The following is a 20,368-nucleotide window of genomic DNA, read 5'->3' as shown; positions in this document are numbered from 1 at the left end:
TTTGAATAAAAAACGCCGTTGAACATCAGGCATATGCCATATTTAGACAAAATTTGTAGCGAAAATGCCCGTAGGTGAAATGTCCTATGCCTTGGAAGGGCTTAATAATTCTTCTAAAAAGAACGCAGAGAGTTCTGCTCGCCCGGGAAGGTGGGATTTTTGGTAAATAATGAGTGCTTGTTGACGAGTCGTCTTCTCAGAGGTCGATCTGATTTCTGCGATTTCTTTAAACGAGAGGCCTTTTAATAAAAGCAAGGCCACTTCTTGTTCTGCGGGAGTTAAGCCCCACTGCAGCATCTGATTATGAATAGACTGAGAAAGCCCTTCGATTAATTTTGAATTCTGATCCTTCCAATCCTGAGCTTCCTGGGTCAATGTTTCTATATGACTTTGCATCGCAGTAAGCTTTTTACTTTTTTTGAAGTTTTCCTGCCACAAATGGATCGACCAAATGAGTGCCAGGATCGCCACTACGAACTCAAAACCCAAGTGTGAAAACTCCTCCCCGGAATAATACTCACGAACCACATCGGCCATGGCCCATAAAGCAAACAAGGTAATAAGCCCAAGGGAGAGCTTTCTACTTTGACCAATTTTAGTAAGGAGTTTCATGGGAGCAGGATATAACTCGCGACCTATTTCTTCCACTGAAAAACTTTAAGATCAACCACGTCACCATCTCCAAATTCAATCCCCTCTCTTACGAGCAGGGCCTTTTGACGAAGCTGTTGCTCAGACATTTCTGGAAAGGAGATTTTTCCTTTTGCATTGATCACACGAAACCAAGGAAGATCATTATTGGTCGAACTGGAATGAAGGATCCAAACCACTCCGCGAACACCTTGTGGTTTCCCGGCGAGTTTGGCGATTTGCGCATAGGTCGCGACTTTCCCCTTCGGGATTTTCTTAATGGTCGCGATGACTTTTTTTGTAAACTCTGTTTGTGCCATATTAAATTGAAAGTGGTGCTAAAACTACCACACTTAAACCAATACCTAAAACCTTACCACTATTCACGTAGGTGTGCGAGACCTGTCCAGGAAATGCCAGTGTGTCGCCCTTTTTCACGACATACTCTGCACCTGATATTTTCACAGTCACTTCACCTTGCACACAGTGGAAATATTCTTTCGTTCCCGGGGCGTGAGGAATTCCTTTCATCGTAAATCCTGGTTCGATTTCCATTCGATCAATTTCCATACTCGGAAGTTTATCAGGAAGAAGTTTAAACACTTTCACGTGTCCCTGAGATCTCTCTTGAATCGGGGTCTCACTCGCCTTAATGAGAGTGGCTGAGGTTCTTTGGGGAGATAGAAGCTGATCAATTGAAGTTTGAAGAGCGCTGGACAAGCGAGCAAGGTTTGCGAGAGATGGATTTCCCGTTCCTGATTCAAGATTCGCGATGGTCGAACGTGGAAGATCCACTAACTTTGCCAGGGCACTTTGAGTGAGGTTTCTTCTCTGACGAAGTTCCACCAGGTTATTGGCCAGATGGTGAGAGAGAAGGTCCATATTCGTGTCCATATATTGTCCTTTTTGTTTGTATATTAACAATATGCCAATTTACGGACATTTTAAAGTTCTGTCGTAACGCTTCAATTAAATTAGAGATAGTCAAAGGAGACTTTTATATGGATATCGCACTCTTTACCCAAGATGGACTGATGATGGTCCTTCGTTGGATTCACTTCTTCGCAGGTGTTGCCTGGATCGGCCACTTGTATTATTTCAACTTCGTTCAAGGTTCATTCATGGCGGAAGTTGAGGCCCCTGTTAAAAACCAGGCCTTCTCTAAATTAGTACCAAGAGCTCTATGGTGGTTCCGATACGGCGCCCTTTTCACTTTCCTTTCAGGTGCGGCAATGCTTGGAATCGTAGCAAGCGAACTAGGCCCTGAGTTTATGACTTCTTCATACGGGATTTTCATCTACACTGGTGCCCTTATGGGAACACTTATGTTCTTAAACGTATGGTTGATTATCTGGCCCAAACAGAAGATCCTTATCGCCAACGCCAACACTGTCATCGCAGGTGGAGCTGCCAACCCTGAGGCCGCAAAAGCTGGCCCGATTGCTACTCTTGCCTCTCGTACAAATGTGTTGTTTTCGATCCCTCTTCTGTTCTTCATGGGGGCCTCTCGTCACCTAAACCTTTCAATTCCTGAAAACTTCACTGGTGCCGGCGTATTTTCGGCCGTAACAGTTGTGATTTTACTTTTGGAATTGAATGCAATTAAGGGTAAACTAGGACCAATGACAACAGTAAAAGGCGTGATCCATTGTGGACTTGCCCTACTGGTGTTCCTCTACGCTTTAATTGAGTTTATTGTATGATGATAAAATTTGCGGGAGTCCTTCTGGGCTCTCTTCTTCTCTCTCAAATGGCCGCTGCTCAAGTTGATATCAACAAGGGTAAACGCATTTGGCTTTCAACCTGTATTCAGTGTCACAACCGTGATCCTAATATGAAGGGATCAATTGGTCCTGAAGTGGTTGATGCTCCGATGGAAGTGATGTTAGCGAAGGTGAAGACTGGTAAATATCCAGAGAAACTTCCTGCTGGTTTCGTTCCAAAGCGCAAAACGAAAGCGATGAGACCACTTCCTCAGCACGAGAAAGATGTTCCTTCTATTTTTGCTTATGTGCAGTCGGTGAAGAAGAAGTAATGTAAGAATGAAGATGTTTCGCGAGCCCTCGTGCAAGCGCCGGGCTCTCGAGATTGATATATAACTGAGGATGAATCCAAACGTCCTCATCCAGCCAATTCCCTGTCCCCAGAGCAATTTCCTTACGATCCACAATAATGTATTTCGAATGCGAAAAGGTATAAGGTGGCCCCCAATGGAGATCAGTGATGCCTGCGGCCTCTAAACGTTTCACAGTAGCGCGATTAGCACGAATATAAGAGAGAGCGAAACTCGCATGTTGATGAATGTAACCCGTAATCTCGATTCCACGATTGTGGGCCTCAATCAGTGCTTTTTCGATGTCTCGCTGATTAAAGAAATAAATGGAGAACTCAATCCTCTTTTTCGCCCCTTCGATCATATCAATAATGACTTCTTTGAACGCACCATCGGCCAGGAATGGTGGACGAAGGACAATCCCTCCGTGCTCACCACCGTTCCAGAGATGATTAAAGTAACGTCCAAACTCTTTGGCCATTTTGGCATCATCTATAAGAAGGTTGGCCTCATTGTTTTTCATGATGGATTGATTGGTAAGATTTGTAGAACCGAAAAGAACATAACGATTATCTACACAAACTCCTTTTGCATGGGTCGAGCCATAGACAATCTCGGCACCAGCTTCTTCTAAAAGATCGGCCGTGACTTTATTTCGATGGACAGTTTCTCGAAGACCCTCAGTAAAGAAGCGGATATGAAGTTTATCCCCATGTTCTTTTTTAATCTTTTTAAGCTTCATGGCTATTTCAAATGGAGCACTCTTTAGATTGTGTTTTCCTGCCGCACTCCCAATCGCGAATGAATACGACATAATATCAATCTGCTTCTTTGCTTTTGAGAGAAGTTCTAATAAAGCAGGCAGATATTCCTGATCAGTTACAAGCTTAATGCTCATTTCTTAGACGTTTTTTTCTTTGAGGATTTTTTCTTCTTGGGAACCTTGATCCCCTTCTGACGGGCCTTAGAAAGTCCGATGGCAATGGCCTGTTTCTTGCTCATCTTGCCTTTCTTCTTCTTACGAGCATGCATCTCTTGTTTGACATACTTGCCCGCGCGGGTGGTCGCTTTTTTACGAGATTTCTTTCGACTAGCTTTCTTTTTCGCCATGATGTCCTCCTCGTTTCTCAGACATATGACTACTGCAGTTCTAAAAATTCATCAAACTGCGTGGCATTCAACGCTCTTCTTCAAGTCTTCTGATACCTCTTGTTAAGCTATCAGTAAGACCATAAAGTTAAGTAAGAGACGGAGGTCAATGTGAAGTCGAAAGAATTTGTCATAGATAAATGGATCAATGCTCGACCTGATTACCATTTGGATTTATCAAGTGACAAAATCAAGATTATCCATGTTTTTCAAATGTTGTGTCCAGGATGTGTTTATCAAGGAATCCCTCAGACTGTTGAACTCTATCAGAAGTTTAATTCGAATGATGTTGAGGTGGTGGGGCTTCATTCAGTCTTTGAAAATCATCACGTCATGACCCCTGAAGCACTTGATGTTTTCATCAAGGAATGGCGTCTTCCCTTTCCAGTTGCCATTGATAAACGGCTTGAAGGTGAATGGATGCCAGAGACCATGAAGGCCTATCACTTCCAAGGTACTCCCAGTCTTCTGGTTATAGATCATAAAGGCGACGTGAGACTCAATCATTTTGGCCATCTTGATCAAGAGCAATTAGAAGCATTTATCCAAAGACTTATTAATGAGAAATCTAAAGGGCCCTAAAGGCCCTTTAATTTCATCACTTCCTGAGAATCTCCTCTTCTTACAACCACACTTTCACTCTCCATTTCTTTCTTCCCAATGATAAGAAGACTATGAACCAGCTCATCGTGGGAACGACGGATCTTCTCCTTCAGAGGTCTGTCGCTTAAATCGATCTCAATCCGAAATCCCTTAGCGCGAAGTTCAGAAGCTACCTGCTTTGAATACTCTTGAGACTCATCCGCAATATTCAAAATCTTGTACTGAACTGGGTGAAACCAGAACGGTAGATCCTTGCCATAGTTTTCTAAAAGGATTCCAATGAATCTCTCAAGCGAACCATAAATGGCCCGATGGAGCATATACGGAATTTGTCGCTCACCCTTTTCATCGAAGTAATGAACATTAAATCGTTTCGGAAGATTGAAATCTAATTGAACAGAAGAGCACTGCCATGATCGTCCATGAACATCTTTCAAATGAAGATCAAGTGAAGGCCCATAGAATTTTGCTTCCCCTGGATTCTTCTTCACTTCGTAGTTAAGATCGCGCAAAGCCTCTTCGAGCTTTCCTTCCGCCATCGCCCAATCTTCATCAGAACCTAGATACTCCTTTTCTCCACCACGCAGTGAGAGTTCAAAGTGATAGTCCTTTAGTCCACATTGATTCATGATTTTCTCTATGAGCCTAATTACACCTTTGATTTCCAACAGAAGCTGTTCTCGATTACAAAAAATATGAGCATCGTCTTGAACGAATGAACGAACACGCATCAGACCATGAAGAGAACCTGAATTCTCATGACGATGGACATGTCCTAATTCACAAATTCTTAAAGGAAGTTCAGCGTGGGAGCGCTTTTTTTGATTAAAAACCAGAATTGCTCCAGGGCAATTCATAGGTTTGATCGCAAAGTCTCTCTTATCCACGGAAGAGAAATACATGTTCTCTTCAAAGTAATCACAGTGCCCTGAGCGCTTCCACAACTCTTTATCCAACATGATGGGAGACTGAATCTCCACATAGCCACTCTCACTATGAAGCTTTCGCCAAAATTCAATTAATGCATTCTTTATTCTCAGCCCTTTTTCATGCCACACAGGAAAACCAGGTCCCTCTTCAAAGAAGGAAAAAAGGTCGTACTTCGCCCCGAGAACTCGGTGATCGAATTCATTCATCATATAAATTTCTCCCGGCAATAAGAGATCAATGAGCTCTTAAGCCATAAAAGTTAAAAATATAAAAATACTAAATGTAGTGTGCCGCCCGTTCGGGCAAACGATGAATGTGTCCCCTTACGGGGTGGTTGTGGTGGTAGCTTGAATGAAGATAAGAGAAAGTTTCTTCATAATAGGCATCTTACTCTAGATTGAAATGAATTTCAATAACGCTCTATAGATGCCGAGTTTCCTGGGGAGGAATTTCATACTGATCATGCAGACCATCTTCGTAGATGACAGGCGCATGAATGATTTCTTCAGGAGTTAGATCATCAAGAGTCGCGATGTTAATAGCATAGAACCATCCATTAAATGGAGCATCAGCGAGATACCCTTTAGAAAAACATCTCACCCCACAGCTCTTACAGAAGTAATGATGAATTTTTCCAGCGGGCCAGTTTGATTCAGGTCCTCGGTAATCACTTAATTCAAACTCACTGGTGAGCAGTCTAAACTTATCATAATCGGCGAATACTTTTTGCATTTTAGTTTTATAACAAAAAGTGCAATTACACTTTCGAATACCCTGTGAAAGATCGAGCTTAACTTCGTAACGAACAGATTTACAGTGACAGCTTCCGGTGTATTTTTTCAGCATATATTTTCCTCGCTCACTATGATTACTTGAATAGTTTTAAAAGGCTTCTTAATTTGTTCTCTGATTTGGATATGTGAGAAAATCAGGCTTATACCCAGCTCAGGAAATAGCCTGCAATGAACAGCACCCAACCACTAAAATAGAAATTAGTGTTTTTTTGATCCATCAAATCACAACCGAATGAGATCAATTTTCCTTTGCGGATGACAGAACGCTTGGCCTTCAAGAACAAAGCAAATCCTATGAGCGACACAATCATGCCCCAAAGATTGGGATTCTTACCTTGGGCGAATTCGTAGCAGAAGATCAGGAAGCAAAAAAGCATCGACGGGACCACAATCGCTGCATGTATTTTTCCAATCGTTGTTTTGAGATATCTGTGCTCCATTCAAATGATTGTTATTGATTTAGACGTAATTTCAAACACTTTTTGTTTTAATGTCAGACTTTGTAATCCGCTTTTACCTGACAAAAAGTCTCACCTGAAAGACCATTTTTAGACACACACACCATTACATTTTCGGGAGCTATCGTGGAAATCAGAAAGCTAAATGAGCTTAAAGCAACCAATCCGTATTTACGTCTAGGAACTGACGTTTCGGAACTAGAAAAATCAATTCAAACTCTGGGCCTTATCGCCCCACTCGTTATTTCACCCGACAATGTCATCCTTGCCGGCGCTCGTCGCTATCAAGCGATGCTTAACCTTGGCTTCACTGAAACACCAGTCATGGTGGTTGATAGAAACGAACTTGAGCGTGAGCTTGTTTCAATTGATGAGAACCTTGTTCGTAAAGATCTTACTAAAATCGAGGTTGAGTCTCACCTTCGTCGTGCCAAAGAAATCTATCAAGCGCTTAATCCTCATGAAGAAGTAGAAGCTCCGGTAGTTGAGGCCGCTCCAGTTGAAACAACTGAAGATGCTCCAAAGGCCAAAAAAGTTCAGGTCCTTCCTGCTGAAAAATTCTTGAATATGGTTTCAGAGAAGACTGGTCTTTCTCCGAAGCAAATTCATGAAGCGATCAATCGTGATGAAATGGCGGCATCTGTTGTGAAAGAGGCCCGTAAGAACGGTGAGCTTTCTCTTTCTCAAACCAACGAGATTGTGAAACTTAATAAAGAAGAGCAAGAAGAGGCCATCGAACACGTTAAAGAACTTCCAGTTCGCGAGATCAAGAAGTTTGTGAAGATCGCTAAAGCTCAAGGCATTGAGAAGGCCATCGCTGCGACTCCGAATGATCCAAATCAAAGAGAGTTCCAGGAAATCGATCAGGCCCTTAAAAAGATCATCAAGAAGTTTAAACAACTTCAGATCGAAGGCATTGAGGTTTCTGACTTCCCTGAGGAAACTCAGGATCTATACAATGAGCTAGTAGGATTCGCGAATGAGTCTTACTCTCCAGTAGGTCGTGATTCAATGGAAATGGATTCGATTCACCAGTAACTATCCCATTTCATCATAGGGAAAATTCATCGATCCAGTCCAAGTCATCTTCTCAATTGGAATTTGGGCGGTTCTGCCAGTCAGACGCTCAAATTCCTCAACATCATGAGAACAGAAGATTTCAATTTTATCACTATGATCTCTTTTCAATTCTCGTAAGCGCTGCTGATTCCAAACTCTCAACTTATGATTCTTATCCATCATGCGCTGATAAAATGCGAGCCCAGGTGTGCAGCGAGGTTCTGCCGGATGCATCTCTTCATGGAAGAAATAAGCATCTCCTGTTAAGAAATACCAACCTTCATGGGCCTTGATTGCAACTCCTGCATGACCAAAGGTGTGGCCGATTAAAGGGACCAACAGAATTTCGGGAGGCAGTCCTTGCAGTTTCCTTACCAAGTTAAAACCAAACCATCCTTCACCATCAGTTGGTTCGTAGCCAATCCAATTGTTTTTTGTATTCCATTGTTCAGGTCGAAATCTTTGTCGGTCTAACCAGGTCTTTTGAAGAAATGCGTACTCTCTTTCTGCCTCTAGTAAATGAACTTTTGCCCAAGGGAAGTCATCTAAACCTCCCGCATGATCGAAATCAAGATGGGTAAGAATAATGTGTTTTACATCTTTGGGATCAAGTCCCATTCGTTCTATTTGTCTAAAGGCCGTCATCTCTTCCCGAAATTCAGGTTTCACTAGATTTAAGAAGAAGTGACTTAAGCGAGAAGATGGGTCTTTGACATCATTTAAACCAAATCCGGTGTCTATCAAAACCAGACTCTCAGAGGTTTCTATTAACAAGCAATGATTTGTGAGATGACCTCTATGCAAGACAGATTCAACACCATCATCCATTAATCTTCCACCCAATGGGCAAGAAGAAATACAATTCAAATGATGTATTCGCATAAATACCTCCGTGACTTGGAGGCAAATTACCACTCGTTCTGCCCCAGTCCTCTTCGGAGACCCTCACAAAAGATCTCCTCTATCCAAGGAGATCTTTTGCAAGTCATGGACCATTATCTCTTTTTAGCTGATTTCGCGAGTTCGGAAGTTTTACTTAGCAATTCAGGACCACCCACAGGTCCATGTCCAGGAATGATGATTGTTGCGTCCAGAAACTGAATTTTTTCTACAGATTTAGGCCAGGCCCTTACGTCAGCATCAGCAATGTTTCCTAGGGAATCGCCAGGTCTAATCATACAAGTTCCGTAAAGAACTTTTCTCTCAGGGAGATAGGCAACCATATTGTCTTTCGTATGAGCCGGACCTGGATAAATCAATTGAACTTTCTCTTCGCCAAAAGTGAAGGTCTTTCCCGCTTTTTCATAGAACACATAATCGGCTTGAACCATCTTGCGTTCAGTAAGGCGTTTTAGAAGCTCAGGTTTATCGGCAAAGTTTTTTGCTTCGAATTTACGAGCATCTTCAGCATGTTCCTGCTGGAGCTTACTAGTCATTGTACTTGCCCAAGTCTCAACACCGGCCTCTTTATAGGCCTCATTTCCGCCAGTACCATCAGCATGAAAGTGAGTGTTTACTGCGACTATTTTCTTAGGTCCCCACTTGGCCTTGATCCACCCAATGAGTTCTCTAGTGCCCACTGTTTCAAAAGGCGATGAAGCAATAAAGACCGTGCCATCTTTCATTTTGGCCACAAGCACGTTCGAATCAAAAAAAGTCTTATCTGTAATGACATAAGTGTCGGGAGCGATTTCTTTAACGGCAAACTCTTGATCAAATTTTGTGGAATCCCACTTCGGTTTTGAGGCACATGAGATAAAAGAGATCAAAATGAACAGATAATAAATATTTTTCATAAACCCTCTGAGCAATAGAACTTTACTATCTATAATGCACCGATTTGCTGCGAGAATAAATGTATTTTTGTCGTGTCTTTAGCTTTTGGCAAAAAGTCGATCATCCCTTATTTTGATGGCGATGAAACTTAAAGCTTTCTTAGGATTTCTTCTCTGTATAGGGGCCTCTTCCCTCTATGCTCAATCTCACCATGAGCGTAGGACCGAAATAGAGACCTTACTTCAAGTCCACAATTCAACCGTTCGCCAGAGATATCAATGGCTCGAACATGAAGGCAGTAAGCTCTCATTCAGCTCTCAAGATCAAACACCAGGGTATTTGGGGGGAGAATTTAAGCAGGGCATGTCTTTAAATCTTAACTATAAGATGAGCAAAGACCGTTCTCTATCCATGAGCATGGCCCTGGATCAGTCCATACAATCCGATTCTCCACGAAAGTATATGTTAAACCTCACCCACCATCAAAAGTTGACTGAGAAACTCTCTGCTCTCTTCAATATCTACAGTGATAAGTATGAGACCCAGCCTTGGGAGCCACACTCTAATTTTAACGGCTCCCTTCAATATCAAATAACTTCAAGATTTGGCTTAACCGTGAGCTCATTTGCTGGGCTTCAGCCAAACTCTTCCCCTATGATCTTCAGCCAGATGGTTGGAGCCTCCTACACGTTCTAACAGTTCTTCAGATGCCTTTAAAACCTCCTGAACACTAAGTTCATTTAACAAGGAGTCTTCATGCTCACACATTTCTTTGCAGCAGTTGGCCCCGCAAGTAGAACATTGGCTCTGCCATGAAACAAGTAAGCGAGTGTTCTCAGATTTTACTGGTGCATAGTTCATAACATTTCGATGCCAGAAAAGGGCCACAGTTGGAACTTCTATGGCCATCGACAAATGCATCGTTCCCGTGTCGTTTGAAATGACCAGATCACAATTACTCAGCAGGGCCAAAAGCTCTCTAAGAGAAGGTTGAATGATTTTGACCTCAGGGCAAATGCTCTTAATCGCTTCTGAGATTTTTTCTTCTCCTGGCCCTGAGTTCACCAGGACCGTATCCTTTAGTGCTAACCTTTTTGCCACGTCTCCAAATTTTTCGGCCGGCCATCTTCTCCTTGGATCCGTCGCCCCCGGATTAAGAAGCACGATTCGTCCCTTGTTGTTTCCTAAAATATGATGAAGAACATTTCTTCCTTCATTCTTTTCGTCATCAGGCAACGATATTCTCGGAGTAAATGAACTTCCTTTGGCGCCTAAGAGCTCCACCACTTCAAGCTCACGCAAAACCTCATGCTGAAATTGAGTGTATGGCCGATATCTACTTAAGGGAGGAGCGTCTGAGGTCTTTGCTCCAACGGAAATGAGGGGCCTCAGCATATTCACAAAAGCATTTGAATATCTTCCTCCGCCGTGAAGCTGGACTAGGACATCAAACTTTTCCTCTTTAATGGCATCAACGATTTTCTGATTTTCTTCATTGAGTTCTATTGGGCGATCGAATTGAATAGAAGGTGGAAGAACAATGACTCGATCAACTGGTTTTCTTCCATTAAATAATTCGAAATGGCTTCTTCTTCCTAAAAGGACCAACTCGGCATTAGGATATGACTCCTTCAAGGCCGCAAGTGCTGGAAGGCTTACGATAAGGTCTCCTAAAGCATTGGCCCGCAATACTCCTATCTTTCTAATGACCATGAGGACCTCTAATAAGATCCGACTATTGGATGACCGGCCGCTCTTTCTGAGCTGCTTTGAATGGGAAAATATTCATTAGCTTGCCTGACTACTGGGTCGAGATTTCCTCTCTTATAAGCTTTATAAAGAGCAAATCCACCAAGTGCCCCAAGTGCCGCATATGGGCCAAAAAACTTAAAGGCCATGCGCTGTGGTTGGGCAGCAGGTAAGTATCTTAAAGCAGTCGTACTTAGCATCCTTACTAACGTGTTCATAATCGACCTCGCATGACTAGAACGTCTCACTCATGCCGAGGCTTATCAAATGACTTAAAAAGAATTTAAGGTATCAAGACCTTCGCACCTAATTGCTTATCTTCTTTCCTCTTTAATTTCTCTCCATGATCAAGAATGGTTATTTCCATGGTGCCCTTTCCTACTGTGGCATCTAATATATGACCACCATAGGCCATATAGTCTTCACCTGATACGACCCCATGAGCGTGAATAGAAGGCTCTTTTCCTTCCCAGGCGATGGTCCCCGTAAAGCTCGCAAGCTCCATGGCCGGCATCTCACGTTCATCGTATTTTTTTTCTTCCGCTTTAAAGTACCCAAACTTCACTTTTACAAAGCCCATGCCGAACATGGTGGCACCTTGAATCTCTTGCTTCTTCACAAACTCTTCGACGGTCTTGAAGACATTGTCTCCTTCCTTTAAAACCAGAAGGTATCCGGTTTTGGTTCTATTCATCGAACTACAAGAGACCAAAAGAAGAAGTAAAAAGAGAATTCTCATGCATCCCTCCGGATTAAGAATAAAAAAGTTTAACAATCCAGTTTTGCGTGATCAAATTAAGGGAAACTTAAAAGGGAACTGTTCATGACCTCATCCAAGCTGAGCTTTCAAGATATGCGCACTCTGGGCCTTGCGGCATTAGGTGGAGCACTAGAGTTTTACGACTTTGTCATTTTCGTTTTCTTCACTAAAACTCTAAGTACACTCTTCTTTCCAGCTGATATGCCTGCATGGTTGGCCCAACTTCAGGTCTATGGAATTTTTGCTTCAGGTTATGTGGCACGCCCTGTTGGTGGTGTGATCATGGCCCACTTCGGTGATCTATTGGGTCGAAAGAAAATGTTCACGCTGAGTGTTTTATTAATGGCCCTGCCAACTCTGTGCATTGGTCTTCTTCCGACCTATGCTCAATTGGGTCTTCTTGCCCCTATTCTTCTTTTAATTCTTCGTGTGGTTCAAGGGATTGCCATTGGTGGTGAAGTCCCGGCCGCTTGGGTCTTCGTGGCCGAACATGTTCCTCAAAATCGTGTGGGCTTTGCTTGCGCAAGTTTAACATCAGGTCTTACTTTGGGAATTCTTCTTGGTTCTTTGATGGGAACAACTATCTATACGCAACTTTCACCTGAAGCAGTGCTTAGTTACGGTTGGAGAATTGCTTTCTTGGTCGGGGGTGCTTTTGGGATCTTCGCGGTTTGGCTGCGTGGATGGTTGAAAGAAACTCCTGTGTTTGAGGCCATGAAAGAGCGCAAGGAACTTAACAAAGACATTCCTCTTAAGACCGTCCTTCAAAAACATCGTCGTAGTGTAATGATCTCAATGCTCATCACCTGGATGCTCACTGCTGCCATCTTGGTCATCATTCTTATGACTCCGACCTTGATTCAGTCTCAGTTTCAGATCAGTGCCGCGGAAGCTTTTCGTGGAAATAACTGGGCCTCATTTGCCTTGGTACTTGGGTGTCTCGCTGGAGGTTTTTTTGCGGACAAGATTGGATACGCGAAGGCACTTTTCATTGGCTCCATCATCCTTTTAATAACAAACTACGCTCTTTATATTGATCTCACTAAAGGCGCTGAGAACTTCATTCTGCTTTATACGATTGCGGGTTTTACAGTGGGAGTTGTGGGAATTGTTCCATCAGTGATGGTAGCGGCCTTTCCTCCGGTCATTCGCTTCTCAGGGCTATCGTTCTCGTACAATATTTCTTACGCAATCTTTGGTGCAATCACACCACCTTTCATTTCGTACTTAAGCTCTCACTTTGGTGGGCTCGCTCCTGCCCACTACGTGGCACTAGCAACCTCAGTCACCATCGTGATCTCTTTCATATTGTTAAGATCTCGTTCCAATTCGTTGTATAACGTTTAGAAATATAATCGGCCCTAAGCTTCCAGGCGTGCTCAATTCCACAAGCAGCACTCTTGATGGTTTTAGGGCCAAAGCGATTATTGATAAGGTCCATGACGTTCGTTAGTTTTTCATTGTCAGAACTCTCGCTACCTAAAAGATCCATCTGGTTTTCATTCTTAGGAACGATATGACTGAGAATAACTCCACCCTTCTTGTATCCCATTCCTGGTTTATAAATCTTATCTAAAACTTCCCAGGCGGCCTTAATCATCTTTACCGTATCACAGGTACCACTAATAAAAGTATGATGACCACTTCCGTAGTACTGTTCCATGCTTTTGTGAGCATTCGTATGAATAAACACACTCAGTCCATAACAAACGCTCTTTTGAGCGCGGAGCTTTTCCGCCGTGACAGTTGTAAAACTCGCAATGGCCTCTCGCAATTCGGCCTTACTATATGTGTCCTTACCAAAACTTCGCGTCGTCGCAATATTGACCTTGTCTTCTAACTCTTCTACTGCAAGACAACTAACACCTCTCAGTTCTTCTTGAATCTCTCTACCGGTTTTCGTCAGAACTTTCTGAATCACATTATCGTTCTTAAACATTTTAAAATCGTAAGCAGTATAGATTTTAAGTTTTTCCAACTTCGCCGCCGTAGATGATCCAACTCCCCAAATATCTCTCACGGGAAATTGTTTGAGAGTTTCATCAATTTCTCGATCAGTGTTCATGATCCAAAGGCCCTTATTTTTTTTGGCCATTCGGTTGGCGATTTTAGCGAGGACCTTGGTTTTAGAAACACCAACACCGACAGGGATGCCAGTAGATTTTAAAATGTCCGTTCGAATTTTTTTTGCATGGGCCATTAAATCAGGATGTCCATCCATTGAAAGAAAGGCCTCATCCACGGAATAAATCTCTAAATCGCTGGTGTACCGATCAAGAATGGTCATCACCCTTCTCGACATGCTGTTATAGAGAGCATAATTCGAAGAAAAAACTGCGGTGTTCGTTTTTTTGATTCTCTTCTCTAATTCAAAAAAAGGCTCAAAAACAGTTCCTAATCCAATCGCCTTGGCCTCTCTCGAATAAGCAATCGCCGTTCCATCATTATTTGAAAGAACGAGAATAGGACGTCCACGAGTTTTAGGATTAAATGCGCGCTCGCATGAGCAATAAAAAGAATTACAATCTACCAAACCAATCGTCATGCTCGGAATTTCCTATGAAGAGATGATACAACTCCCCAAATAAAATCCTCTTCCGCTTCAACATCTCCGACTTTTTTATTAAAGGGCATAAGAATGCCTTCGCCACTTGCAGCAAGAGTAAATTGGGCGATTTTAAATTCATTGTTAATCACGGCCACTACAAGTTCCCCCGGCTTAGGGTCTAAAGAACGATCAATAATCAGGTGATCGCCCTTTTTAAGCTCAAACTGCCTCTGATCGCTTGAAATCTTTACGTGAAAGGTGGCCGGTTCATTGGCAATATAGCGAGACTCCCAACTGAGTTCCTCCTCCGCATATTCAGCACAAGGGCTCGGAAAACCAGTCATTCCTTTAATATCTAGCATTGAGACCTCCAAATAATTCAATATTACGTAAATTTTCCGTATTCGCAAGAGAGGAATATTTGTTATACTGAGCCCACAGAGCATTTAATGCGAAGTCGAAAAGGAATAATGTCGGATATCGTTCTTCCGCCTAAATACTACCTAGATCACTTCGAAGAATTTATTCATGAAGTGAAAAAGCACCACTCTTCCTTGATGGAAGAGCATCATCATTTGTACTTGGCCGATTATGAAAAACTAACAAACGATTCAAAGTGTCTTCTCATTCGCATGATTAACCGCTCGGGAAAGATCTTCGAAAAATCGTCACTGGTTTATGAAGAGATCGAAAGCTATGACTGGGACGAACTAGCGCGCCTTAATCTCATCCGAGAACTGAAAGAACAAGATCTTCCGGATTTCCTGAATTGGCTCAAGAAAGACGACTTCAAAAAAATCCTCTCCAAGGCCAGTGTTCCTTTTCGAAAATCGGCCTCGCGAGAAGAGCTTCTTTCACTCACACTCAATTTGAACTGCACCTTAAAAGAACTTGGCCCCCTTGAACGCATTGTGGTTTTAAATCGCCAGGAAGAAATTGATTACCTTCTCTTTCTTTACTTTGGAAAACTTCAAAACAAACTCATTCTCCCTACCCTTCGGGATCTGGGCATTCGCCAATCGAATAAGAAAGGAAAGTTTGTAGCAAAGTTTAAGAACAAAGAAGAGGCATTTACCCAGTACTTCTACGCTCATTTAAAACAGTTGAAGCGAGTTTTTACTCTAGAAGAAATTGAGACCTGGCCACCGGCCATCTTAGTTGAAACAAAATCTTTAAGAGAGGAGCTTTTATTAAAATCAGCACAAAAAACCGAAGATCCAACAACCGCACTTTCAATTCTTAAACTTTGCAAAGATTATCCGGCCACCACTTATCGGGCGCGCCTCCTTCACCAGCTCGGATTCACTGATGAATGTCTGCTCGAACTTGAGCGCATGATGGATGATCCTAATAATGATGAAGAACTGCTGTTCGCAGAGGACTTTCTTCAGAGAAAGTACCAGAAAAAGCGCCTGAGCCTTCTCACGGAAACTCTTCGAAACGCCGAGTCACTCTCCATTGATGAATCTTTTTATCGTCATCCGGAGTTTGGGGTCCTCGCTCATTATGAATCAGGTCACTTTGCAGAGAACTATCTCTGGAACACGTTGTTTTGGACCTTCTTTGAGGAGGAGCTTGAGGCCGGAGGGCACTCGGAATTCGATTACGCTCCCCCAGAACTGGTAGAGAAAACGTTCTTAACAAAACATGAAGCTTCAATCTTTAATAAATTTGAAACAACCACTAAAGAAGATTTAAAGGCCCTCTTTGCTGAAGATGACATCATTTTAGATTTTATCGAATTCGCGGAGCTGGATAAAATTTTTAAGATGCTCGTCTATATGGCCCAAGACTTTTACGGAAGGAACTCGGGCTTTCCAGATTTATTTATCATTGAAAACAACGAGGTCAGCTTTATTGAAGTGAAGGCCGAGGGCGACTCACTTAGGCCTTCCCAGATTAAGCAAATGAGGCAACTAGAGAAAGTCGGCTTTAAGGTCAAAGTTCTTCAGGTAAATTATAAACTTAATCCGGAACAGATCTATGTGGTAGTGGATCTGGAAACAACAGGATCTCTTTCAAGCTGGAATCGAGTCACTGAAATTGGCGCAGTCAAAATTCAAAATGGCCAAGTCATAGATACTTTCCAAACACTGGTGAATCCTGAACGCTCTATCCCCCAAAGTATCCAAGAGTTCACTGGCATTACAAATGAGATGGTGAAGAACGCTCCCACCTTCTCAGAGATCATGGAAAAATTTCTCGAGTTTTTAGACGGCAGTATTTTCGTGGCCCACAATGCGGGTTTTGATTACGGATTTATTCAAAATGAATTTGCACGGTTAGAAGAAAGATTCGTCATGCCCTACATCTGTACCAAGGCCTGGATGCGAAAATATTACCCAGGTCTAGAGTCTTATGGGCTTAAAAACCTGTGCCAGACCTTTAACATTGAGCTCACGAACCATCACCGGGCCCTATCTGATGCCACTGCTGCCGCCCAACTATTAAATCTCATTAATCAGCGTCGAAGCTGAAGTTTTTACACTCCCACTTTTCGACTGCTACACACTGTTGCTATAAGAGCGGCATCAAACAATCCACAGTTCAGGAGAACCTATGAAAAAGACCATGATCGCTGCTCTAGTTCTTGCTACATCAATCGCTAACGCTGCTGAAGTGACTGTTCTAAATACTCAAGTTGCTACAACTCCTCGTTCTATCAGCACAACAGCTTTCGCTAAATTCCAAATTGATTTCGATACAAAAGAAACTTATGCAAAAATTCTTGTAACTGAAGAAGTTATGGAATACTGGGGCGGAACTAACTATCCATTCCCGAACGGTCCATGGTCACCAAACCGTCCAATGCCTTCTACAATGACTGTTTTCAGCGATTCAGTAAAAATTGATAACCTAATCCTTGTTGATGACAAGCTAATCTACCAAGGTGCTGAAGGTGAAGTTGAATGTGGAACTATGGGTGTAACTCGTGTGTTCAAGAAGCCAACTCTTCTTCTTAACGGTAACTGTAAGCTAGATGCTGACGTTACTCGTGGTGGCGATCTGACTGTTAAATTCATTACAAAGTAATTGAATACAAAGTGCGGGCCTAAAAACCCGCACTTCTTTTTCTCTAGCCTTCGGCCCCAAGTCTTCTCGTCGATTCAAATAAAAACCAATTTCTTTCTTCCGCTTCATCAATCCAGTTCTCTAATAAGCTCGCAGTTGAAAAATCGCGATACTCATCACAGATGTCATGGATCTCTCGCATATATGAAGCGAGCTGACGATTGTCCTGAGCAAGTTCGGCCAGCATGTCCTGAGGAGTAACAAACTCCGCATCGTTGTCTTTAATTCTTTGTTTCTTGGCAATTTCACCAATTGAGCGCAGTGTTCTGCCACCCACTTTACGGACTCTTTCAGCAATATCATCTGTCATCTCAAATATTTCCTGCGACTGTTCGTCCAACATTAGGTGAAAGTCCCGGAAGTGAGGGCCACTCACGTGCCAATGGAAATTCTTGGTCTTCATATAGAGAGCAAATACGTCTGATAGCAGGCCGTTGAGTGAGGCGGAAATGTTCTTCCGAGCATCATCACCCAGGTCTGATGGAGTACGAAGTTCTTTGCGTGAATCTACGGCCATAAAATCCTCCTGATTCATGTTAACAGCGGAAATTATAGCCTCTCACCTCTCTCGAAACTAAGCTCCAGGCGTTGTTTAAAACCTCATTTACTCTGTCGACCTTTCATCAATTCTACCAGTTGATCAAATGCAATGTTCCAACCTTGTTCAAATCCCATTTCTTGATGCTGCTTTTTTGTTTCTATATTTCCATGACGGGCAATGGCAGTATATTTTGTTTTACCGTCAAGTTCTTCCATCATGATGATCCCAGTAAAGAATGGTTTTGCAGATGGACGGTAATCAGGAGTAAGAGCATCGGTCCAAACGAATCTTTTATTTGGAACGACCTCTAGAACACAACCCGCACCACTAAACTCTTCTCCCTCAGGGCCTTTCATCGTTGTCGCAAACACACCACCGGGACGAAGGTCAATAGTACAAGCAGTGGTCTTCCACGGACGAGGGCAGAACCATTCTTTAATGAGTTCTGGTTTGGTCCAAGCGTCCCAGATAGCGGATGCTGGAAGATCAGTCATGCGTTCAATAATTAAATCAAGTTCAGGATTAAGATCTAGTTTCATGGTTATTTCCTATTGAATTGGGACCAAAATTTCAGTCACTAGTTTATCGGCCGGAGTTGTCGCTGGATCATTCACATAGTTTTCAATAAAGAAGGCATCACGAAGATTCATGTGATCACGCTTGATGATTTCAAAAACTTTACCGCTTGCCTCGGGAAGATTTTCATAAGCTCCCACGAGAGTGAACTTGGCATATTTTCCGCCTTCAAACTTTACATGGGCCATTCCTGAAGGAAGACTTTCAGGTTTGGCGGCCACAACGGCCCCTGCTCGGTACACCATTTGTGGATCAACTTTATAAAGGCTCATAAAGCCTTTTACAGATTTTAAATTAGGGACATTTTTGTGAAGATTTTCCCACGCCGGTTGGGCCGTTTCTTGAAAGGGTCCCGTTTTCTCAATATAGACATAATGAGTTTCCGGCCAAGTCACAATTTCAGGTTTTTCTGTAAGATTCATTTTGCTCCCCTCCACGACTGTTTTGAGATTCGCAATGCCTTTTACAAATTGATCACCTATCATTTTCTCGCAGTCCATGAAGACATTCATAAGTTTCCCCATGAAGCCGCCATCACCAGACATGATCCAAGTAAAACGTGTTCCCCCTTGCTCAGGTGTCAGAGTGTACTGCACCAAATTTTCAGCAAAGATGGGTTTTAACATCGTGAGCTTAATGTCGACTGATTGATTAGGAACAACTTTTAGAAGTTCAAGCTTTCCTGCTCCAACATCTTTGTTGCCTTCAAACTCCATCACATTTCCAGTGAAGGTCTTTTTCATGTTGGGATCTGCTTGTTCAAATGGCGACCACTGGCCACCTAACTTGAAGTCACTTAAATAAGGGAAGATCTTTTCCGGAGTAGCATTGATCACTCCACTTCTCTCATATTGAAACTTACCTTCTCGAGTTGAAACATACCCAAGAAATCCAATTAACACCGCTACTACGCCCAATCCAATCTTCATCAGCATGGGATCCCCCTTATTTGATAAAACAAGATTAACATACTAACTAGTATGTTGTCAAGTAGGGGCAATTTTGGTAGGATTTCCCTATGAAAAAGACCCGAGATCTGGAAAGAACCAGAAAAGAAATATTAGATGCGGCCTTTATGGAAGTTTTTAGTCGAGGCTTTCAAGGCGTGAGCATTGATGACATCGTTAAGAAGACCACACTTACGAAAGGTGCCTTCTATCACATCTTCCCTACCAAATTAGATCTTGGTTACGCTCTGGTTGATGATGTGATTAAACCGATGATTATCGAACGTTGGATTCATCCATTAAATGAATACGAGAATCCTCTCGAAGGAATTTTAAAACAGTTAAAGACTTTGATTGGAAAAGCACCGGCCGAAGAACTGAAACTCGGGTGTCCCCTCAATAATCTTGTTCAAGAAATGGCACCTGTTGATGAAGGTTTTCATGAGCGTTTGCAGATTGCTTTGAATCTCTGGATTTCGGAAATGGATAAGCAGTTAAAGCGCGCTCAAAAAGAGGGCTACATCAAAAAAGACATGAACACCCGTCAGGTCGCTCACTTCGTGGTGATGGCCCATGAAGGGTTCTACGGGATGCTCAAGGGCCTCAATGATAAGCGGGCCTTCGATGCTCTTTACGATTCACTACGTATTTATTTCCAGGGCATTTCTCAGTAATTACTACAACTTAGAGCTGTATCCAATTAGTGTTACAGTTTGTATCCAA

The 20,368-nt window shown here is 42.6% G+C and carries 26 protein-coding genes; 8 read left to right on the top strand and 18 right to left on the bottom strand.

The window, feature by feature from the left end; translation table 11 throughout:
- Nucleotides 1–84 precede the first annotated feature (84 nt).
- The 3 genes from ACJVC5_RS11760 to ACJVC5_RS11750 are packed head-to-tail and all read right to left on the bottom strand — an operon-like array spanning nt 85 to nt 1,524.
- Nucleotides 85–612, bottom strand: a complete 528-nt coding sequence (locus ACJVC5_RS11760) for a helix-turn-helix transcriptional regulator (protein ID WP_408095711.1) — start codon at nt 610–612, stop codon at nt 85–87.
- Nucleotides 613–635: 23 nt separating this feature from the next.
- Nucleotides 636–950, bottom strand: coding sequence for an MGMT family protein (locus ACJVC5_RS11755; protein ID WP_408095710.1), 315 nt, complete (start codon nt 948–950; stop codon nt 636–638).
- 1 nt (nt 951) lies between these two features.
- Nucleotides 952–1,524 carry a helix-turn-helix domain-containing protein gene (locus ACJVC5_RS11750; protein WP_408095709.1) on the bottom strand — a complete coding sequence of 191 codons (573 nt, stop codon included), beginning with the start codon at nt 1,522–1,524 and terminating at the stop codon, nt 952–954.
- Between the two features lie 107 nt (nt 1,525–1,631).
- Here ACJVC5_RS11750 and ACJVC5_RS11745 point away from each other — a divergent pair, with 107 nt between their 5' ends.
- Nucleotides 1,632–2,333 (top strand): urate hydroxylase PuuD, encoded by a 702-nt coding sequence (locus ACJVC5_RS11745; protein WP_408095708.1) that lies wholly within the window; start codon nt 1,632–1,634, stop codon nt 2,331–2,333.
- Nucleotides 2,330–2,665: a hypothetical protein gene (locus tag ACJVC5_RS11740; RefSeq protein WP_408095707.1), complete on the top strand. Its 336-nt coding sequence runs from the start codon at nt 2,330–2,332 to the stop codon at nt 2,663–2,665. The genes ACJVC5_RS11745 and ACJVC5_RS11740 overlap by 4 nt, the downstream gene beginning before the upstream one ends.
- On the opposite strand, the gene ACJVC5_RS11735 is transcribed toward ACJVC5_RS11740, so the two are convergent.
- On the bottom strand, nt 2,628–3,581 hold the full coding sequence (locus tag ACJVC5_RS11735) for a phospholipase D-like domain-containing protein (protein ID WP_408095706.1): 954 nt from the start codon (nt 3,579–3,581) through the stop codon (nt 2,628–2,630). The genes ACJVC5_RS11740 and ACJVC5_RS11735 overlap by 38 nt on opposite strands.
- Complete coding sequence (locus ACJVC5_RS11730) at nt 3,578–3,793, bottom strand: DUF6496 domain-containing protein (RefSeq protein ID WP_408095705.1); 216 nt, start codon at nt 3,791–3,793, stop codon at nt 3,578–3,580. Before ACJVC5_RS11730 ends, ACJVC5_RS11735 begins: the two co-directional genes overlap by 4 nt.
- Before the next feature lie 150 nt (nt 3,794–3,943).
- Here ACJVC5_RS11730 and ACJVC5_RS11725 point away from each other — a divergent pair, with 150 nt between their 5' ends.
- A complete protein-coding gene (locus tag ACJVC5_RS11725) occupies nt 3,944–4,414 on the top strand; it encodes a peroxiredoxin family protein (protein WP_408095704.1) in 471 nt (156 codons plus the stop codon).
- Here the strand turns inward: ACJVC5_RS11725 and thrS are convergent.
- From thrS to ACJVC5_RS11710, 3 genes are all read right to left on the bottom strand, one after another.
- Nucleotides 4,411–5,574: a threonine--tRNA ligase gene (thrS, locus tag ACJVC5_RS11720; protein WP_408095703.1), complete on the bottom strand. Its 1,164-nt coding sequence runs from the start codon at nt 5,572–5,574 to the stop codon at nt 4,411–4,413. The two genes, ACJVC5_RS11725 and thrS, sit on opposite strands and share 4 nt — an antisense overlap.
- 211 nt (nt 5,575–5,785) lie before the next feature.
- Nucleotides 5,786–6,211: a GFA family protein gene (locus tag ACJVC5_RS11715; RefSeq protein ID WP_408095702.1), complete on the bottom strand. Its 426-nt coding sequence runs from the start codon at nt 6,209–6,211 to the stop codon at nt 5,786–5,788.
- Between the two features lie 88 nt (nt 6,212–6,299).
- Complete coding sequence (locus ACJVC5_RS11710) at nt 6,300–6,599, bottom strand: hypothetical protein (protein ID WP_408095701.1); 300 nt, start codon at nt 6,597–6,599, stop codon at nt 6,300–6,302.
- 144 nt (nt 6,600–6,743) lie between these two features.
- Here ACJVC5_RS11710 and ACJVC5_RS11705 point away from each other — a divergent pair, with 144 nt between their 5' ends.
- Nucleotides 6,744–7,655 (top strand): ParB/RepB/Spo0J family partition protein, encoded by a 912-nt coding sequence (locus ACJVC5_RS11705; RefSeq protein WP_408095700.1) that lies wholly within the window; start codon nt 6,744–6,746, stop codon nt 7,653–7,655.
- On the opposite strand, the gene ACJVC5_RS11700 is transcribed toward ACJVC5_RS11705, so the two are convergent.
- The 5 genes from ACJVC5_RS11700 to ACJVC5_RS11680 all read right to left on the bottom strand — a co-directional run bounded on the left by ACJVC5_RS11700 (nt 7,656) and on the right by ACJVC5_RS11680 (nt 11,940).
- Complete coding sequence (locus ACJVC5_RS11700) at nt 7,656–8,558, bottom strand: MBL fold metallo-hydrolase (protein WP_408095699.1); 903 nt, start codon at nt 8,556–8,558, stop codon at nt 7,656–7,658.
- A gap of 113 nt (nt 8,559–8,671) precedes the next feature.
- Nucleotides 8,672–9,472: a subclass B1 metallo-beta-lactamase gene (gene bla / locus ACJVC5_RS11695; protein WP_408095698.1), complete on the bottom strand. Its 801-nt coding sequence runs from the start codon at nt 9,470–9,472 to the stop codon at nt 8,672–8,674.
- 601 nt (nt 9,473–10,073) lie between these two features.
- On the bottom strand, nt 10,074–11,165 hold the full coding sequence (locus tag ACJVC5_RS11690; RefSeq protein ID WP_408095697.1) for a glycosyltransferase family 9 protein: 1,092 nt from the start codon (nt 11,163–11,165) through the stop codon (nt 10,074–10,076).
- 8 nt (nt 11,166–11,173) lie between these two features.
- Nucleotides 11,174–11,419: a hypothetical protein gene (locus tag ACJVC5_RS11685; RefSeq protein ID WP_408095696.1), complete on the bottom strand. Its 246-nt coding sequence runs from the start codon at nt 11,417–11,419 to the stop codon at nt 11,174–11,176.
- Nucleotides 11,420–11,484: 65 nt separating this feature from the next.
- Entirely contained in the window at nt 11,485–11,940 is a 456-nt protein-coding gene (locus ACJVC5_RS11680) for a PPC domain-containing DNA-binding protein (RefSeq protein WP_408095695.1), read from the bottom strand.
- A gap of 84 nt (nt 11,941–12,024) precedes the next feature.
- Here ACJVC5_RS11680 and ACJVC5_RS11675 point away from each other — a divergent pair, with 84 nt between their 5' ends.
- Nucleotides 12,025–13,308, top strand: coding sequence for an MFS transporter (locus tag ACJVC5_RS11675; protein ID WP_408095694.1), 1,284 nt, complete (start codon nt 12,025–12,027; stop codon nt 13,306–13,308).
- Here the strand turns inward: ACJVC5_RS11675 and ACJVC5_RS11670 are convergent.
- Both ACJVC5_RS11670 and ACJVC5_RS11665 read right to left on the bottom strand, forming a co-directional pair.
- A complete protein-coding gene (locus ACJVC5_RS11670; RefSeq protein ID WP_408095693.1) occupies nt 13,265–14,506 on the bottom strand; it encodes a Y-family DNA polymerase in 1,242 nt (413 codons plus the stop codon). The two genes, ACJVC5_RS11675 and ACJVC5_RS11670, sit on opposite strands and share 44 nt — an antisense overlap.
- Nucleotides 14,503–14,871 (bottom strand): LexA family protein, encoded by a 369-nt coding sequence (locus ACJVC5_RS11665; RefSeq protein ID WP_408095692.1) that lies wholly within the window; start codon nt 14,869–14,871, stop codon nt 14,503–14,505. The genes ACJVC5_RS11670 and ACJVC5_RS11665 overlap by 4 nt, the downstream gene beginning before the upstream one ends.
- 108 nt (nt 14,872–14,979) lie before the next feature.
- On the opposite strand from ACJVC5_RS11665, the gene ACJVC5_RS11660 reads away from it, so the two are divergent.
- Nucleotides 14,980–16,986: an exonuclease domain-containing protein gene (locus tag ACJVC5_RS11660; RefSeq protein WP_408095691.1), complete on the top strand. Its 2,007-nt coding sequence runs from the start codon at nt 14,980–14,982 to the stop codon at nt 16,984–16,986.
- 82 nt (nt 16,987–17,068) lie between these two features.
- Nucleotides 17,069–17,542: a hypothetical protein gene (locus ACJVC5_RS11655; RefSeq protein ID WP_408095690.1), complete on the top strand. Its 474-nt coding sequence runs from the start codon at nt 17,069–17,071 to the stop codon at nt 17,540–17,542.
- Nucleotides 17,543–17,585: 43 nt separating this feature from the next.
- On the opposite strand, the gene ACJVC5_RS11650 is transcribed toward ACJVC5_RS11655, so the two are convergent.
- From ACJVC5_RS11650 to ACJVC5_RS11640, 3 genes are all read right to left on the bottom strand, one after another.
- On the bottom strand, nt 17,586–18,098 hold the full coding sequence (locus tag ACJVC5_RS11650) for a Dps family protein (protein WP_408095689.1): 513 nt from the start codon (nt 18,096–18,098) through the stop codon (nt 17,586–17,588).
- 83 nt (nt 18,099–18,181) lie between these two features.
- The gene (locus ACJVC5_RS11645; protein ID WP_408095688.1) at nt 18,182–18,661 is read right to left on the bottom strand and encodes an SRPBCC family protein; all 480 of its coding nucleotides are present in this window, start codon (nt 18,659–18,661) and stop codon (nt 18,182–18,184) included.
- 9 nt (nt 18,662–18,670) lie between these two features.
- Nucleotides 18,671–19,633 carry a GyrI-like domain-containing protein gene (locus ACJVC5_RS11640; RefSeq protein WP_408095687.1) on the bottom strand — a complete coding sequence of 321 codons (963 nt, stop codon included), beginning with the start codon at nt 19,631–19,633 and terminating at the stop codon, nt 18,671–18,673.
- A gap of 83 nt (nt 19,634–19,716) precedes the next feature.
- Between ACJVC5_RS11640 and ACJVC5_RS11635 the strand changes: the two genes are divergently transcribed.
- A complete protein-coding gene (locus tag ACJVC5_RS11635; RefSeq protein ID WP_408095686.1) occupies nt 19,717–20,319 on the top strand; it encodes a TetR/AcrR family transcriptional regulator in 603 nt (200 codons plus the stop codon).
- Nucleotides 20,320–20,368 lie beyond the last annotated feature (49 nt).

Origin of the sequence: Peredibacter sp. HCB2-198 (genome assembly GCF_045999315.1) — a bacterium.
In the GTDB taxonomy this organism is placed as follows: domain Bacteria; phylum Bdellovibrionota; class Bacteriovoracia; order Bacteriovoracales; family Bacteriovoracaceae; genus Peredibacter.
Note: the sequence above shows the minus strand (reverse complement) of the source record. Positions and strands in the feature narration are given on the sequence as shown.

Coding starts and splice junctions, on each gene's coding strand:
- ACJVC5_RS11750 (WP_408095709.1), bottom strand. CDS start 1,524: ATGGACACGAATATGGACCTTCTCTCTCACCATCTGGCCAATAACCTG.
- ACJVC5_RS11740 (WP_408095707.1), top strand. CDS start 2,330: ATGATGATAAAATTTGCGGGAGTCCTTCTGGGCTCTCTTCTTCTCTCT.
- ACJVC5_RS11690 (WP_408095697.1), bottom strand. CDS start 11,165: ATGGTCATTAGAAAGATAGGAGTATTGCGGGCCAATGCTTTAGGAGAC.
- ACJVC5_RS11645 (WP_408095688.1), bottom strand. CDS start 18,661: ATGAAACTAGATCTTAATCCTGAACTTGATTTAATTATTGAACGCATG.
- ACJVC5_RS11665 (WP_408095692.1), bottom strand. CDS start 14,871: ATGCTAGATATTAAAGGAATGACTGGTTTTCCGAGCCCTTGTGCTGAA.
- ACJVC5_RS11755 (WP_408095710.1), bottom strand. CDS start 950: ATGGCACAAACAGAGTTTACAAAAAAAGTCATCGCGACCATTAAGAAA.
- ACJVC5_RS11745 (WP_408095708.1), top strand. CDS start 1,632: ATGGATATCGCACTCTTTACCCAAGATGGACTGATGATGGTCCTTCGT.
- ACJVC5_RS11710 (WP_408095701.1), bottom strand. CDS start 6,599: ATGGAGCACAGATATCTCAAAACAACGATTGGAAAAATACATGCAGCG.
- ACJVC5_RS11640 (WP_408095687.1), bottom strand. CDS start 19,633: ATGCTGATGAAGATTGGATTGGGCGTAGTAGCGGTGTTAATTGGATTT.
- ACJVC5_RS11650 (WP_408095689.1), bottom strand. CDS start 18,098: ATGGCCGTAGATTCACGCAAAGAACTTCGTACTCCATCAGACCTGGGT.
- ACJVC5_RS11735 (WP_408095706.1), bottom strand. CDS start 3,581: ATGAGCATTAAGCTTGTAACTGATCAGGAATATCTGCCTGCTTTATTA.
- ACJVC5_RS11635 (WP_408095686.1), top strand. CDS start 19,717: ATGAAAAAGACCCGAGATCTGGAAAGAACCAGAAAAGAAATATTAGAT.
- ACJVC5_RS11730 (WP_408095705.1), bottom strand. CDS start 3,793: ATGGCGAAAAAGAAAGCTAGTCGAAAGAAATCTCGTAAAAAAGCGACC.
- thrS (WP_408095703.1), bottom strand. CDS start 5,574: ATGATGAATGAATTCGATCACCGAGTTCTCGGGGCGAAGTACGACCTT.
- ACJVC5_RS11685 (WP_408095696.1), bottom strand. CDS start 11,419: ATGAACACGTTAGTAAGGATGCTAAGTACGACTGCTTTAAGATACTTA.
- ACJVC5_RS11655 (WP_408095690.1), top strand. CDS start 17,069: ATGAAAAAGACCATGATCGCTGCTCTAGTTCTTGCTACATCAATCGCT.
- ACJVC5_RS11660 (WP_408095691.1), top strand. CDS start 14,980: ATGTCGGATATCGTTCTTCCGCCTAAATACTACCTAGATCACTTCGAA.
- ACJVC5_RS11670 (WP_408095693.1), bottom strand. CDS start 14,506: ATGACGATTGGTTTGGTAGATTGTAATTCTTTTTATTGCTCATGCGAG.
- ACJVC5_RS11675 (WP_408095694.1), top strand. CDS start 12,025: ATGACCTCATCCAAGCTGAGCTTTCAAGATATGCGCACTCTGGGCCTT.
- ACJVC5_RS11700 (WP_408095699.1), bottom strand. CDS start 8,558: ATGCGAATACATCATTTGAATTGTATTTCTTCTTGCCCATTGGGTGGA.
- ACJVC5_RS11680 (WP_408095695.1), bottom strand. CDS start 11,940: ATGAGAATTCTCTTTTTACTTCTTCTTTTGGTCTCTTGTAGTTCGATG.
- ACJVC5_RS11715 (WP_408095702.1), bottom strand. CDS start 6,211: ATGCTGAAAAAATACACCGGAAGCTGTCACTGTAAATCTGTTCGTTAC.
- ACJVC5_RS11760 (WP_408095711.1), bottom strand. CDS start 612: ATGAAACTCCTTACTAAAATTGGTCAAAGTAGAAAGCTCTCCCTTGGG.
- bla (WP_408095698.1), bottom strand. CDS start 9,472: ATGAAAAATATTTATTATCTGTTCATTTTGATCTCTTTTATCTCATGT.